The sequence below is a fragment of the Massilia sp. Masssp94 genome, from assembly GCF_059491305.1.
On sequence record NZ_CP168501.1, the window covers coordinates 1,436,041 to 1,450,952 of the forward strand.

Below are 14,912 nucleotides of genomic sequence, written 5' to 3' on the forward strand. Positions count from 1 at the left end.
TCCCGAGGGAGCGTTTTTCATGGTGCAGAACCCGATTATTTCGCGTTCATCAGCGCCACGGTGGTGTCCAGCATGCGGTTGCTGAAGCCCCACTCGTTGTCGTACCAGGACGAGACCTTCACCAGGCGGCCCGACACCTTGGTCAGGGTCGCGTCGAAGTTCGACGAGGCCGGGTTGTGGTTGAAGTCGACCGACACCAGCGGCTCGGTGTTGTACGTCAGGATGCCTTTCAGCGCGCCTTCCGATGCGTCCTTCATCAGCTTGTTGATCTCTTCCACGGTCGTGTCGCGCTTGGCGATGAACGACAGGTCGACGATCGACACGTTGATGGTCGGCACGCGGATCGCGTAGCCGTCCAGCTTGCCGTTCAGTTCCGGCAGCACGAGGCCGACGGCGGCGGCGGCGCCGGTCTTGGTCGGAATCATCGACTGCGTGGCCGAACGGGCGCGGCGCAGGTCTTCGTGCATCACGTCGGTCAGCACCTGGTCATTGGTGTAGGCGTGCACGGTGGTCATCAGGCCGTTTTCCAGGCCGATGGCGTCGTTCAGCGGCTTGACCAGCGGGGCCAGGCAGTTGGTGGTGCACGATGCGTTCGAGATCACGGTGTCCGTGGCCTTCAGCACGTCCTGGTTCACGCCGAACACGATGGTGGCGTCGACATCCTTGCCGCCCGGTGCAGAGATGATGACCTTCTTGGCGCCGCCTTTCAGGTGGGCCGAGGCTTTTTCCTTGGTGGTGAAGAAGCCGGTGCACTCCAGCACGACGTCCACGCCCAGCTCGCCCCACGGCAGTTCGGCCGGGTTGCGCTGCGCGTACACGCGGATACGGTCGCCATTGACGATCATGTAGTCGCCGTCCACTTCGACGGTGCCCGGGAACTTGCCGTGGGTCGTGTCGTAACGGGTCAGATGGGCGTTGTGCTCGACGTTGCCGAGATCGTTCAGCGCCACGATCTGGATGTCCTGCTTCTTGCCGCCTTCGTAGAAAGCGCGCAGCACGTTGCGGCCGATACGGCCATAACCGTTGATTGCTACTTTGATCGTCATTTATTCACTCCTGATTAAAAAAATCCTAACACCGAAGCATAGCGCGAATACAGCTGTACGGACAGTCTCACTGTCCATGCGTCCCGTTAGCGTATCGGGGGCCTCGAAAACCGTAGCGAGCGGCCGCAGGTTTGGCCGAGAAGCGCAGCTGTACTTACGGTACAGCGAGCATCGCAGGCCGAACCTGCAACGCGCAGTAGGTTTGCGAGGCTCCCCTCGTTAAGCCGGGAGGACCGACTTGACTTTGGCGACGACATTCTCGACCGTGAAGCCGAAGTGCTTGAACAGCACCGGGGCCGGAGCCGATTCGCCGAAGGTATCGATGCCCACCACGGCACCTTCCAGGCCGACGTACTTGTACCAGAAGTCCGTCACACCAGCCTCGACGGCCACGCGCGGGATGCCGCGGCCCAGCACGGCAGCCTTGTAGGCCGCGTCCTGGCGCTCGAACACGTCGGTCGACGGCATCGACACCACACGCACCTGGATACCCTGGCCAGCCAGGGTTTCGGCGGCTTTCACCGCCAGTTCCACTTCCGAACCCGTCGCGATCAGGACCGCGGCCGGATTCGCCACTTCGCGCAGCACGTAGCCGCCCCTGGCGATGTTCGCGACAGTCGCCGCGTCACGCTCCATGAACGGCAGGTTCTGGCGCGAGAAGATCAGCGTGGACGGACCGTCCTTGCGCTGGACGGCTGCGCCCCAGGCGACGGTCGATTCCGTCGTGTCGCACGGACGCCAGTTGTCCAGGTTCGGGATCAGGCGCAGCGACGAGACGTGTTCCACCGACTGGTGCGTCGGGCCGTCTTCGCCCAGGCCGATCGAGTCGTGCGTGAACACGAACAGCGAACGGATCTTCATCAACGCGGCCATGCGCAGGGCGTTGCGGCTGTAGTCCGAGAACGTCAGGAACGTGGCGCCGAACGGGATGAAGCCGCCGTGCAGGGCGATGCCGTTCATCATGGCCGACATGCCGAATTCGCGCACGCCGTAGTTGATGTGGTTGCCCGGGGTGCCCGAACGGACGGGGATCGATTCCTTCCAGTTGGTCAGGTTCGAGCCGGTCAGGTCGGCCGAGCCACCCAGGAATTCCGGCAGCACCGGGGCCAGCGCCTGGATCGCGTTCTGGCTCGCCTTGCGGGTCGCGATGGTTTCCTTCTTGTCGATGGTCGACGCGATGGCGGCGGCCAGCGTCTCTTCGAATTTGCCCGGCAGCTCACCCTTCATGCGGCGCTCGAATTCGGCGGCCAGTTCCGGGTATTGCGCGCGGTAGCCGGCGAACAGCTCGTTCCACGCACCTTCGACGGCGGCTCCCTTCTGCTTCTGGTCCCAGGCTTCGTAGATCGGGGCCGGGATGTCGAACGGCACGGCGTCCCAGATCAGGTGCGCGCGCACCGCGGCGACTTCCTTCTCGCCCAGCGCGGCGCCGTGCACCTTGTCGCCGCCCTGCAGGTTCGGCGAGCCCTTGCCGATGATGGTCTTGCAGCAGATCAGCGTCGGACGGTCCGACAGCTTGGCCTGCGCGATGGCCGCGTCCACGGCGGCGACGTCGTGGCCGTCCACGCCCGGGATCACGTTCCAGCCGTACGCCGCGAAGCGCTGCGGCGTGTCGTCCGTGAACCAGCCTTCCACCTTGCCGTCGATCGAGATGCCGTTGTCGTCGTACAGCCAGATCATCTTGTTCAGGCGCAGCGTGCCGGCCAGCGACGCGACTTCGTGCGAGATGCCTTCCATCAGGCAGCCGTCACCGACGAATGCGTACGTGTAGTGATCGACGATGTCGAAGCCCGGACGGTTGAATTCCTTTGCCAGCAGCCACTCGGCCAGCGCCATGCCGACGGCGTTGGCGATGCCCTGGCCCAGCGGGCCGGTGGTCGTTTCCACGCCCGGGGTGATGCCGACTTCCGGGTGGCCCGGGGTCTTCGAATGCATCTGGCGGAAGTTGCGGATGTCGTCCATCGACAGGTCGTAGCCCGACAGGTGCAGCAGCGCGTAATGCAGCATCGAGCCGTGGCCGTTCGACAGCAGGAAACGGTCGCGGTTCATCCAGCCCGGATTGGCCGGGTTGTGGCGATAGTGGCCGTCCCACAGCGCAACGGCGATCTCGGCCATGCCCATCGGCATGCCGGGGTGGCCGGAATTCGCCTTCTGGACGGCGTCCATCGCCAGCGCACGAATTGCGTTGGCCATCAGGGTGGTGGTTTGCAGAGATTTCATGGATGTGTGGGTCTGAGGATAGGGAAGCGGTGGCACGAGCTGGCCTTAACCGGGTATTTTACCAGAGCATGACAACCTCGCTTTAAAATGCCGGCTCGTTAACGGTTCCGATTGCCATCCATGCCACGTTTTTACTGCCCCCAGCCCCTCATTCCCGGCAGCGTCGTCGACCTGCCGGAAGCGGTCGCCCACCACCTGCACGTCGTACGCCAGCAGAGCGGCGACGAGCTCGTGCTGTTCAATGGCGAGGGCGGCCAGGTGCGCGCGCGCCTCGCCGAGATCGGCAAGCGCCGCGCCAGCGCCGAGGTCATCGCGCTGGAAGCCGTCGATGTGGAGCTCCCCTTCCGCGTCACCTTGGCCCAGGGTTTGCCGGAGGGCAGCAAGATGGACTGGATCGTCGAAAAGGCCGTCGAGCTGGGCGCGGCCGGCATCATTCCGCTGGCGGCGCAGCGGTCCGTTGTGCGCCTGTCCGGCGACCGTGCCGACAAGCGGCTGGCGCACTGGCAGGGCGTCGTCGTCAGCGCGTCCGAGCAGTGCGGACGCAACCGGCTGGCCGACGTCGCGCCCGTGCAGGACGCGAACCGCTGGCTCGCGACGCCAGCCACCGGCACGCGCATCCTGCTCTCCCCGCGCGCGGACGCCTCGCTCGCGCAGTGGGTGCGCGCGACGCCGCCGCAAGACGTCACCCTGCTCGTCGGGCCGGAAGGCGGATTCACGGACCAGGAAGAAGAGACGGCGCGGGCAGCCGGCGCGCTGGCACTGTCGATGGGGCCGCGCGTGCTGCGCACGGAGACGGCGGGACTGGCGGCGCTGGCGATCCTGGCGGCCGGCTGGGGCGGCATCTGACGGGGCGTCAGTCCGCGCTCATCCGGAGCACGACCTTGCCTTTCGCCCGCCCCTGTTCGAGATAGTCGAGTGCCGTCTTCGCGTCGGCGAACGGAAACACCTTGTCGATCACGGGGCGGATGCGTCCGGCTTCCACGAGGTCGCCGATCGCGACAAGCTGGGCACCATCCGGGCGCACGAACATGAATGCATAGCTGGCGTCGCGCTGCCTGGCCAGGCGCCGGATCTTGTGGCTCAGCAGGCCGAACACGAATTTCATGATGACGTTCATGCCGCGCGCGGCGGCGAAGGCCGGATCGGGCGGGCCGACCAGCGATACGACCCGGGCATGGGGGCGTACGATGCGCAAGGCCTGCTCCAGGCCGTCGCCCTTGATCGTGCCCAGCACGGCATCGTAACCCTGCAACACCCGCTCGAACGCCTCGCGCTTGTAATCGACGACGACGTCGGCCCCGAGCGCGCGCACCAGGTCGACGTTGGCCGTGCTCGTCGTGGTGCCGACCGTCGCGCCGAGCTGCTTCGCCAGCTGGATCGCGAAGGTGCCGATGCCACCCGACCCGGCAGGAATGAACACCTTCTGCCCCGGTTCGAGCCGCAATCTTTCCTTGAACGCCTGCCACGCCGTCAGGCCGACCATGGGCAGCGACGCCGCTTCGACGAAGCTGAGGTTCGCCGGCTTGCGGGCCGCCGCGCGTTCGGGCACGGCGACGAACTCCGCGAAACTGCCCCTGCCCAGGTCGAAGACGCTGGCGTACACGGCATCGCCGACCTGGAACCGGGTCACGCGGCTGCCCACTTCCACCACCGTGCCGGCGAGGTCGCTGCCCATGATGGCCGGCAGGTCGAACTTGAGGATGGGCTTGAACATGCCGTTGGCGATCATGTTGTCGACCGGGTTGAGGCCGGCGGCATGGACCCGGACGAGGATCTCGTCCGGCCGGATCGCCGGGCGGGCGACCTCGGCGAATGCCAACCCGTCGGCGCCGCCGTAGCGCTTGAGTATCAGTGCGTTCATCGATCAGGCCAGGTGCAGGTCTTTGCGCAGGCCCGCATCCATCAGCGCGCTTGGGGCCAGGGTGCGCAGCAGGCGCAGGCGCTTCGCCAGCGTGCCGGCCGTGTAGCGCAGTTTCGGGCGGGGCGCCTGCGCGGCCTTGAGCACGGTGTCCGCCACCACGTCCGGCCCTTCGGCGCCTGCCATCAATTCCTTGAGGCGCGCGGAGACGGCGGCGCGGATGTCGCGATACGCGTCGAGCACGGCGTCGGGTTCCAGCAGGTTGGCGTCGAACGGGGTCTTCGTGTACGCCGGCTCGACGACGATCGAACGGATGCCCCAGTTGCGCAGCTCGTGGTCCAGCGATTCCGAATAGCCTTCGATCGCGTGCTTGGTGGCGGCGTACAGCGCGCCGTACGGCATCGGCAGGAAGCCGAGGACGGAGCCCATGTGGATGATGCGGCCCGCGCCCCGGCTGCGCATATGCGGCAGCACGGCGCGGGTCATGCGCACCACGCCGAAGACGTTGGTGTCGAAGATCGCTTGCGCCTGCTCCATGGAACTTTCTTCGGCACCGGCCGGGGCCACGCCGAAACCCGCGTTGTTGACCAGCAGGTCGATGCGCCCTTCCTTCCGCACGACGGTGGCGACGGCGTCCCGCACCGACTCGTCGCTGGTGACGTCCAGCGCGATCATCTCGACAGCGCCGCGCCCGCCCTGCGCGCCACGGCGGCTCGTGCCGTAGACCTGGTAGCCGGCGCTGGAGAGGCGTTGCGCGACGGCGGCCCCGATGCCGGACGACGCGCCCGTGACCAGTGCGATCTTGCTTTCCATGGTAGTTCTCCTGATTGGGTTAATCTATATGACGGTCATCATATTTGAGCGCAAAAAAAGGCCTACGTGGTGGCGCCGGAAGGCAGCAACTGCTTCATGGCCGCGAGCCGCAACGTCTTCGACAGCTTCGGGTCGTCCACGGCCCGGGCGATCACGGCCGTGCCGACCAGCCCGCACACGAGCATCATCGCCCGTTCGTGCGCCTCCGGCTGGCCCCAGTCCGGCATCTGCCGGGCCAACAGGTCGATCATTTCCTTGATGCGGATGGTCGCCGCGTGTCGCACCTCCGGCGCCTGGCGCGGCATTTCCGAACCCAGCGCGGCGATCGGGCAACCCGTCTCGATGGCGCCGAGGTGTTCGTCGGACAGGTACGCCTCCATGATGCGCTGCAAGGCCTCCCCCGCCGGCGCGGCCGCCGCGATGCCGGCCGCCAGCGCCACGGATTCGGCGCCCGCGCGGTCGCCGGCTTCCGCCAGCAGCGCGTCGCGCGACGCGAAGTGCGCGTAAAACCCGCCGTGCGTCAGGCCCGCTTCCTTCATGATGTCGGCCACGCCCATACCGTCGTAGCCGCTGCGCCGGATGGCGCGCGCCGCGACGTCGACGATGCGCTCGTGGGTGGCTTCCTTGCGGCTTTGCGCGGACGACTTGTTCGATTTCTTTCGCATGACGGTCATCATATCAGCAAATCGCCACCGGGGCGCGTCCGGACAAAAAAAACCGCCCCGCAGTGGACGATGTCCATTGCGGGGCGGCCAGCAGCCCGGTGGCGCCGGGCTCAGGATCGCATCGTCAGAACGTGTAGTTCAGGCCGAGGCTGTAGAAACGGCCCACGGCGCCGGCCTGGTGCAGCGACGCGTTGTACGCGGTTTGCGTGCCCGAGTTGCCGTAGGTGGCCACGTCGATCGGCGGCTGGCGGTCAAACAGGTTCAGGATCGAACCCTTCAGCGTCAGGTTCTGGCTCAGCTTGTACTGCAGGTTCAGGTTGGTCGTCGTGAACGACGCAACGTGGCAGTAGTAGGCCGGCTGATCCAGGCCGTCGAAGTACAGGCGGCCGCCGACGTCGCCTGCGGTCGTCGCGCAGTCGTTCGCCGGGATCGCCGGGTCCAGGGTCGTGAAGTCGCTCGTGTAGTTGACCGTCGCCGTGATGTCCAGCGGACCGCGGGCGTAACCCAGCGTGAACTGGGCGCGGTCTTTCGGGCTGCCCGTTGCACCGGACACGACCGACGGACCATGCGTGCCGGCCAGCTGGAACGACGTGCCGGCCACCTCGGTGATGTAGCTGAACGTATGGGCAGCGCTCAGGTTTGCACGCACGATGCCCATGTCGCTCGGCAGGCGCCAGCGGTAGCCCACATCCGCTTCGATACCGCTCGTCTTGGTCGAGCCGGCATTGATGTACGGCGACAGCGCGTACTGGATCGGACCGACGACCGGCGTGCCCACGGCAGTGCCGGTGCCGACGCCGGTCGCGATATCGACCGGCAGGGCCGGCGCACGCACCCAGACCGGGACGTACGACGGGTCGTTACCGGCCGACGTCACGACCTGGTTGTTGACCTTGATGTTGTAGTAGTCCAGGGTCGCGTTCAGGCCGCGGATCGGCTCGGCGACGATACCCAGCGTGAACGATTTCGATTTCTCGGGCGACAGGTCCTTGCTGGTCGACTGCACGTAGATCGGCGAGATGCCGCATGCGGTCGGTACGTTGCCTTTCGTCGTCTTCTTGCCGTCCGGGCACAGGATCGGGTCGCTGATCGTGTTGAACGTGAAGATCGAACCGGCGTTGCCCACCTCGGCCGGGTTCGGCGCGCGGAAGCCGCGGGCGAAAGTGCCGCGCACGGCGAACGACTGGACCGGGGTCCACTTGAAGCTGGCCGCCGGCGTGAACGAATTGCCGTAGGTGTCGTAGTGGTCGTAGCGGCTCGAGACGTGCAGCTCGAGACTCTTGATCGGGCTCGCCTGCAGTTCGGCGAAGACGGCCGAGTTGGTCTCGTCGCCGATCACGAACGCGGTCGTGCTGGCAACCGTGCCGTTCGCGGTGAGCGAGGCCGGCGGCGCGTTCTGCTCACGCTTGTGCCAGTGCACGCCGGCCGCCAGGGCCAGCGGGCCCGCGCCCAGCTGCATCAGTTCGCGCGAACCGACGAGGTCCAGGTAGTTCAGCTTCGATTCCAGCGAGTTCGAGAAGCGCGGCGAGATCTGCGCGACCAGGGACGGGTCGTTGCCGCCAATCGGGTTCCACGTGCCGTTGCGCAGCGCCGTGTACAGGGCGAAGCGGTTCACGTAGCCGCTGTAGTCGATGTCGGTCTTGACCTTGGTGATGCCGCCGGCGGCGTTGATGTCCCAGCCGTAGGCGCTGCCGTGCAGGTCGAGGGCGAATCGGGTGGTCGTCGCCGTGTTGTCCAGCGTGCGGTCCGGATCGACGTCCGGGATGTAGCCGTACAGGCGGGCATTGTTTGCGTACGGATTCGTGAAGCCCTTGCCGACCGCGGCGCCCGGTGCGAACAGGGTCGAGCCGAACGCGTTGACGCCCGGCGTTGCCGAGCCTTGCGCGACGACCGTGTTGCCGTTGAACGCGGTCGGGGTGTACGCCAGGTACGGCGTACCGCGGTTGTTCAGACTCTTGCGCTGGAACATCGAGCCCTTGAACGCCAGTTCCCAATCCTGGTTCAGCTTCTTGGTCAAGCCGACCAGCAGGTTGATGTTCTCGGTTTCCGGCTGGATAAAGCCGTCGTTGTTGGTGACGGCGCACTCCCCTGCCATGTATTTCTGGTAGTTACACTTGGACGGGTCCAGGAAGGTGAAGTTGGCCGCGTTGTTGACGCCGCCGGTGCCCGACGGGTTGTACAGGAACGGCGTATTGGTGGGGGTGAGGAAGCTGTTGACCGCGGTCGGCACGCCCAGGTTCAGGTTGTTGCCGCCCCGCGAACGCCAGTCGGCGTTGTCCCATTCGAACTGCGAACGGTCCTTGACCTTGATGTTGCCCTGGCGGCGCCATTCGGCCGTCACGAAGGCGTTGTAGCCGTCGTTGTCCAGGTCGCCGATACCGGTGCTGATCGAGCCGCGGTGCGTCTTGCCGCCGCCGTGCTGCGTGTTGCCGGTTTCGGCCGCGAGGCGCGTGCCGTTCAGGTTTTTCTTCAGCTTGATGTTGACGACACCGGCAATCGCGTCCGAGCCGTACAGCGACGAGGCGCCGCTCTTCAGCACTTCGATGGAGTCGATGGCGTCGAATGGAATCGAGGAAACGTCGACGAAGGAACGTTGCGAGTCGTCGGACAGCGGATATGGGGCGAGGCGGTGGCCGTCGACGAGCACGAGGGTCGCGCCGACCGTCAGGCCGCGCAACGACACGCCCGAAGCGCCGTTCGCGAATGCGCCGGAGAAGCCGGTGCCAAGCGTGCCCTGGCCGTTGGCGGCGAGGTCGTTCAGCAGCTCGGCGACGGAGGTCTTGCCGCTTTTCTGGATGTCGGCGGCCGTCAACACCTGCACGGGGGTGGGAGTTTCGGTGTCGGTACGGCTGATCAGCGAACCGGTGACGACAACGCGCGCCGGGGTCTGGGCGCTGACTGCGTCTTGCGTCTGGGCCATTGCTGGTGCTGCCAGCAACGCGCCGCTGGCAAGAACGCACGAAATCGCCAATGGCATCGACTTCAATTTAAACGTCATGAATACTTCTCCTTCTCGGATCTCTCAAAGTGGTTTTTTACGTTCACCACATGCAGGCACGACGCTTGCACCCCGTTGCCTGCAAAGGCTTTTGGCCTGGTGCGTTTAAACTACTGGTGACTTCCACACTAATTGCTGTGTTTTTTCATCATTCGCCCTGTAGGACGAACCCTCTCAATTAACGTTTCCTGGATATCAAACGTTACTGATTTGTCGATAAAACCATAGCAAAAGCAAAAGTGTCAATAAAACACAATTGCCGAAATGTGTATAAACAACACATTTAAAGCGCCGAAGAATTCACGCTTTTCCCTGGTGCGGCGCAGCACCATAAAGGGTTTTGTTTTGAACAAATATTGCACTATCGAAGTGAGTCAGAAGAACTTGGCATGCATATTGGTTGCTTTCGATGCCGAATATCCTCAACGCACCGCAACAGGAAAATTCTGAACGTTACGCATTTCGGTTGGAAACGCGTTCCCTGCGTATGATGTTCACGTTGCCACCATGCATGGGGGGAGGCCAACGTCGGTTGCTTGCCTACAACACAAAACGAGGGAAACCGGCTCATCCATCCGGTCATCGGATGCGGCCTTTCCTGCCGGTCCGGGTGGCCGATGCCTTATACTGGCGCCTGTACCGATCTGCCGCCGCCGGCACGGCGCCCGTCCGGCGCCGCCGCGCGCCGGCCCACCAATCATCATGCTGCGAATTAACGAACTCAAACTGCCCCTGAATCACCCCGACCACGCCCTGCGCGACGCCATCGTCGGCCGGCTTGGCATCGCCGGCGACGACCTGATCGACTTCACGGTCTACAAGCGCAGCTACGACGCGCGCAAGAAGACCGCCATCGTCCTGATCTACGCCCTCGACGTGGAAGTCCGCGACGAGGCGGCCGTGCTGGCCCGGCTGGCGCGCGATCCGCACATCGTCCCGGCGCCCGACACCGGCTACAAGTTCGTGACCAAGGCCCTGCCCGCACCGGGCACGCCGCGGCCGGTGATCGTGGGCATGGGTCCGTGCGGACTGTTCGTGGCGCTGATCCTGGCCCAGATGGGCTTCAAGCCGCTCGTGCTGGAACGCGGCAAGATCGTGCGCGAGCGTACCGTCGACACCTTCGGCTTCTGGCGCAAGCGCAAGCTGAACACGGAATCGAACGTGCAGTTCGGCGAAGGCGGCGCCGGCACCTTCTCGGACGGCAAGCTGTACAGCCAGGTCAAGGATCCGAAACACTATGGCCGCAAGGTCCTGAACGAATTCGTGAAGTCGGGCGCGCCGGAAGAAATCCTGTACGTCAGCAAGCCGCACATCGGTACGTTCCGTCTGGTGAAAATGGTGGAACAGATGCGCGCGGAAATCCTCGCGCTGGGCGGGGAAATCCGCTTCGAGACGCGCGTGGAAGACGTGCTGATCGAGGGGGAAGGCAACGCGCGCCAGGTCGTGGGCGTCAAGCTGCATACGGGCGAGACCATGCCGACCCGCCACCTCGTGATGGCCGTCGGGCACAGCGCGCGCGACACGTTCGAGATGCTGTACGACCGCGGCGTGTATGTCGAAGCAAAACCGTTCTCGATCGGCTTCCGCGTCGAGCACCCGCAATCGCTGATCGACGTCTGCCGCTTCGGCCCGAACGCCGGCAACAAGATCCTCGGCGCGGCCGACTACAAGATCGTCCACCATGCTTCCAACGGCCGCAGCGTGTACAGCTTCTGCATGTGCCCGGGCGGTACCGTCGTGGCCGCCTCGTCCGAGGAAGGCCGCGTCGTCACGAACGGCATGAGCCAGTATTCCCGCGCCGAGCGCAATGCCAACAGCGCGGTCGTCGTCGGCATCACCCCGGCCGACTATCCGGGCCATCCGCTGGCCGGCATCGCCTTCCAGCGCGAACTGGAATCGCGCGCCTTCGTGCTGGGCGGCAGCAATTACGATGCCCCAGGCCAGTTGATGGGCGACTTCGTGCGCGGCGTGCCGTCGAAAGAATTCGGCAGCGTGACGCCATCGTTCAAGCCGGCCGTGCACCTGACCGATCTCGCCCCGGCCCTGCCCGACTATGCCACCGTCGCGCTGCGCGAAGCCTTCGTCGCATTCGACAAGCAGATCAAGGGTTACTACAAGGAAGACGCCGTGCTGACCGGCGTCGAGACCCGCACGTCGTCGCCGATCCGCATCAAGCGCCACGACGACAACCTGCAGAGCCTGAACACGGCAGGGCTGTATCCGGCCGGCGAAGGCGCCGGCTACGCGGGCGGCATCATGTCGGCTGCGATCGATGGCATCCGCGTCGCGGAAGCCGTCGCACTGGCCATGGTCGGCTGATCTTCCACTGCCTCATCCCCGGCGCCGGTCGCACGGCCGGCGCGCGCCCGCATGGCCGAAACAACGTATTTCCGCCAATTGAGACATATGTACAAAAACATGTCGTACATACATACTTAATTTCACAAAGAAATATTGTTTCAGATTCTTACAAGCGCTAATGCAAATCTGTCTGTTTTTGACGTAATTACACCACAAATTTGCGCGAATTTTAGTTTCTGTGGTGTATGTTTACTGTTCTTGAAATATTGGCGATCCACTATTTCAAACTTGTAACCTACAAAAACAGGAACCAAGAGATGCTCACAGAAAAAACCATGGCGCGCACCCTGCGCCTCGTATTCTCCGGCACGACGCTGGCAGCCGGCTTCGGTTTTGCCGGCACCGCCCTGGCACAAACCCAGGAAGTGCAACAGGCGCCGATCGCGCGTGTGGAAATCACCGGCTCGGCGATCAAGCGTATCGATGCGGAAACGGCCGTACCCGTTACCGTGCTTCGTGTCGAAGACCTGAAGAAGGAAGGTCTCACCACCATCGAACAGGTGATGTCGAACCTGAGCGTCTCGCAAGCCCAGCAAGGCACCAGCCAGTCGGTCGGTTCCAGCACGGGCGGCGCATCGTTCGCCAACCTGCGCGGCATCGGTCAGAACAAGACCCTGGTGCTGCTGAACGGCCGCCGCCTGGCGAACAACGCCTACGACAGCTCGGCACCGGACCTGAACATGATCCCGTTCGCCGCGCTCGAGCGCGTCGAAGTGCTGCGCGACGGCGCATCGTCGCTGTACGGCTCCGACGCCGTGGGCGGCGTGATCAACTTCATCACGAAGAAAAACTACCAGGGCGGCAGTGCCACCTTCGGCGAAGACGTCCCGTCGCATGGCGGCGGCCGTTCGATCAACGCGAACGTCGCGCTGGGCTGGGGTGACCTGGATACGCAGGGCTGGAACATCTCGGCCGTGATCGACCACCAGGAACAGTACCCGCTGACCGGCACCGACCGCTCGTACAACACCCGTTACCCGGGCGGCCTGTCGACGTCGACCTTCCCGGCCAACTACTACCAGGGCGGCGACAGCGTCAACCCGGCCGGCCCGGGCTGCACGACCGGCGTGCACACGATCCCGGACGGCGGTTCCGGCTGCATCATGACGACCTCGTCGTTCGTCGACTACATCCCGCGCAACATCCGCGACTCCGGCCTGATCCGCGGCACCCTGAAACTGGGCCAGCACGAACTGGGCGTCGAGTACCTGACGAGCCAGAGCGTCGTGGGCACCACCATCGCCCAGGTCCCGTACGGCGGCCTGTACATGAACCGCCTGCGCCCGGACGGCACGGCCAACCCGTACTACCCGGCCGGCCTGGACCCGACCTACACCGAACCGTTCATGCCGGCCGGCGTGAAGCCGGGCTTCGCGCACGTGAAATGGCGCGACATCCCGAACGGCGTGCGCCAGGACAAGAACACGAACCGCCAGCAACGCCTGGTCGTCTCGCTCAACGGCAACGTCGCCGGTTGGGACTATGACGGCGCCGTCTCGTGGAACGAGAACCGCGTGCAGGAGCAGCTGTTCGGCTACAGCGACGGCGGCCTCATCACCCAAGGCGTCCGCGACGGCATCATCAACCCGTTCGGCGAACAGTCCGCCGCCGGCACCGCACTGCTGAACTCGGCCGCACTGTCGGGCACCATCCAGACCGCGCGCGGCCAGACCACGGGCCTCGACTTCCACGCCAGCCGCGAGCTGGGCGACTGGCTGAACGCCGGCCGCGGCGCCGCCGTGGCGCTGGGCGCGCAAACGACGTACGACAAGTTCACGAGCGCCGCGAATACCGAGTTCGCCGAGAAGGTCGTCGCTTCGACCGGTATCGACCCGAACACGCTCAACTCGGGCTCGCGTCACACGTACGCCGTCTACGGCGAACTGAACGTGCCGATCCTCAAGACCCTGGACGTGACGGGCTCGGTCCGCTACGACAAGTACAGCGACTTCGGCAACACGACGAACCCGAAAGTGTCGTTCCGCTGGCAGCCGACGCAGGCCGTGCTGGTGCGTGGTTCGTACTCGACCGGCTTCCGTGCCCCGTCGCTGTACGACATCCACTCGGCCCAGACCTTCACCAACAGCGCCGGCACGTATGACGACCCGGTCAACTGCCCGGGCGGTAACCCGCTGCCTGGCCACTCGCGCGCCGCGAACTGCGGCCAGCAGTTCCAGGTGCTGGGTGGCGGCAACCCCGCGTTGCAGCCCGAGAAGTCGAAGAACGCCACGCTGGGCATCATGATCGAGCCGCTGAAAGGCCTGAGCGTCGGCGTCGACATCTGGGCCCTGAAGCTGGACCACCAGATCGGCGTGCTGAGCCTGGACGACATCTTCGCCGACAACGTCAAGTACGGCTCCCGGTACCACCGCAACCCGGCCGGCGAACTGTCGGTGGACGGTTCGCAGTGCCCGAATCCGGCGACCTGCGGCTACATCGAGCGCCTGAACGAGAACCTGGGCGGCATCATCACCAACGGTATCGACCTGTCGGCCAACTACCGCCTGCGCAGCGCCGGCTACGGCACGTTCTCGTTCGCGTCGAACACGACCTACGTCCACAGGTACGAGTACCAGAACACGGAAGGCGGCGAGTGGCACCAGAACGTCGGCGTGTACTCGGGCACGGGTCCGGTGTTCCGCTGGCAGTCGACCAACAACGTGGTGTGGAACCGCGACGCCTGGTCGGCCGGCCTGACCGCCCGCTACAAGAGCGGCTACATCGACCAGGATCCGACCAACCACGTCGCCTCCTACACGACGTTCGACCTGTTCGGCGCATGGCAGCAGAAGAAGGGCCTGGGCCTGACCGTCGGCGTGCGCAACCTGCTGGACAAGGATCCGCCGCTGTCGTACCAGGACTACACGTTCCAGGCCGGCTACGATCCGCGTTACACGGATCCGCTGGGCCGCACCTTCTACGCGCGCGTGAACTACACGTTCTAAGCTGAACCG

9 protein-coding genes are annotated in these 14,912 nt (G+C 64.9%); 3 read left to right on the forward strand and 6 right to left on the reverse strand.

Going from position 1 to position 14,912, the window contains the following annotated elements; genetic code table 11:
• Window positions 1–35: 35 nt before the first annotated feature.
• A complete protein-coding gene (gene gap, locus ACEN9G_RS06170) occupies window positions 36–1,046 on the reverse strand; it encodes a type I glyceraldehyde-3-phosphate dehydrogenase (RefSeq protein ID WP_036235159.1) in 1,011 nt (336 codons plus the stop codon).
• A 219-nt stretch (window positions 1,047–1,265) separates the two neighbouring features.
• Entirely contained in the window at window positions 1,266–3,299 is a 2,034-nt protein-coding gene (tkt, locus tag ACEN9G_RS06175; protein WP_413340616.1) for a transketolase, read from the reverse strand.
• 84 nt (window positions 3,300–3,383) lie between these two features.
• Here tkt and ACEN9G_RS06180 point away from each other — a divergent pair, with 84 nt between their 5' ends.
• The gene (locus tag ACEN9G_RS06180) at window positions 3,384–4,109 is read left to right on the forward strand and encodes a 16S rRNA (uracil(1498)-N(3))-methyltransferase (protein WP_413387048.1); all 726 of its coding nucleotides are present in this window, start codon (window positions 3,384–3,386) and stop codon (window positions 4,107–4,109) included.
• 7 nt (window positions 4,110–4,116) lie between these two features.
• On the opposite strand, the gene ACEN9G_RS06185 is transcribed toward ACEN9G_RS06180, so the two are convergent.
• From ACEN9G_RS06185 to ACEN9G_RS06200, 4 genes are all read right to left on the reverse strand, one after another.
• Window positions 4,117–5,124 (reverse strand): NADP-dependent oxidoreductase, encoded by a 1,008-nt coding sequence (locus tag ACEN9G_RS06185; RefSeq protein WP_413345346.1) that lies wholly within the window; start codon window positions 5,122–5,124, stop codon window positions 4,117–4,119.
• Between the two features lie 3 nt (window positions 5,125–5,127).
• Window positions 5,128–5,934 carry an oxidoreductase gene (locus ACEN9G_RS06190; RefSeq protein WP_413345345.1) on the reverse strand — a complete coding sequence of 269 codons (807 nt, stop codon included), beginning with the start codon at window positions 5,932–5,934 and terminating at the stop codon, window positions 5,128–5,130.
• 62 nt (window positions 5,935–5,996) lie between these two features.
• Window positions 5,997–6,611: a TetR/AcrR family transcriptional regulator gene (locus ACEN9G_RS06195; RefSeq protein WP_483126499.1), complete on the reverse strand. Its 615-nt coding sequence runs from the start codon at window positions 6,609–6,611 to the stop codon at window positions 5,997–5,999.
• A gap of 112 nt (window positions 6,612–6,723) precedes the next feature.
• Window positions 6,724–9,597 (reverse strand): TonB-dependent receptor domain-containing protein, encoded by a 2,874-nt coding sequence (locus ACEN9G_RS06200; RefSeq protein ID WP_413337485.1) that lies wholly within the window; start codon window positions 9,595–9,597, stop codon window positions 6,724–6,726.
• 702 nt (window positions 9,598–10,299) lie between these two features.
• Between ACEN9G_RS06200 and ACEN9G_RS06205 the strand changes: the two genes are divergently transcribed.
• Together ACEN9G_RS06205 and ACEN9G_RS06210 are read left to right on the forward strand one after the other, a co-directional pair.
• The gene (locus tag ACEN9G_RS06205; protein WP_413337484.1) at window positions 10,300–11,916 is read left to right on the forward strand and encodes an NAD(P)/FAD-dependent oxidoreductase; all 1,617 of its coding nucleotides are present in this window, start codon (window positions 10,300–10,302) and stop codon (window positions 11,914–11,916) included.
• 299 nt (window positions 11,917–12,215) lie between these two features.
• A complete protein-coding gene (locus ACEN9G_RS06210; RefSeq protein WP_413337483.1) occupies window positions 12,216–14,903 on the forward strand; it encodes a TonB-dependent receptor in 2,688 nt (895 codons plus the stop codon).
• The last annotated feature ends 9 nt before the right edge of the window (window positions 14,904–14,912 follow it).

What these genes read in the sequence shown, in the direction of transcription:
- gap (WP_036235159.1), bottom strand. Translation starts at nt 1,046, where the DNA reads ATGACGATCAAAGTAGCAATCAACGGTTATGGCCGTATCGGCCGCAAC.
- ACEN9G_RS06180 (WP_413387048.1), top strand. Translation starts at nt 3,384, where the DNA reads ATGCCACGTTTTTACTGCCCCCAGCCCCTCATTCCCGGCAGCGTCGTC.
- ACEN9G_RS06185 (WP_413345346.1), bottom strand. Translation starts at nt 5,124, where the DNA reads ATGAACGCACTGATACTCAAGCGCTACGGCGGCGCCGACGGGTTGGCA.
- ACEN9G_RS06190 (WP_413345345.1), bottom strand. Translation starts at nt 5,934, where the DNA reads ATGGAAAGCAAGATCGCACTGGTCACGGGCGCGTCGTCCGGCATCGGG.
- ACEN9G_RS06195 (WP_483126499.1), bottom strand. Translation starts at nt 6,611, where the DNA reads ATGATGACCGTCATGCGAAAGAAATCGAACAAGTCGTCCGCGCAAAGC.
- ACEN9G_RS06200 (WP_413337485.1), bottom strand. Translation starts at nt 9,597, where the DNA reads ATGACGTTTAAATTGAAGTCGATGCCATTGGCGATTTCGTGCGTTCTT.
- ACEN9G_RS06205 (WP_413337484.1), top strand. Translation starts at nt 10,300, where the DNA reads ATGCTGCGAATTAACGAACTCAAACTGCCCCTGAATCACCCCGACCAC.
- ACEN9G_RS06210 (WP_413337483.1), top strand. Translation starts at nt 12,216, where the DNA reads ATGCTCACAGAAAAAACCATGGCGCGCACCCTGCGCCTCGTATTCTCC.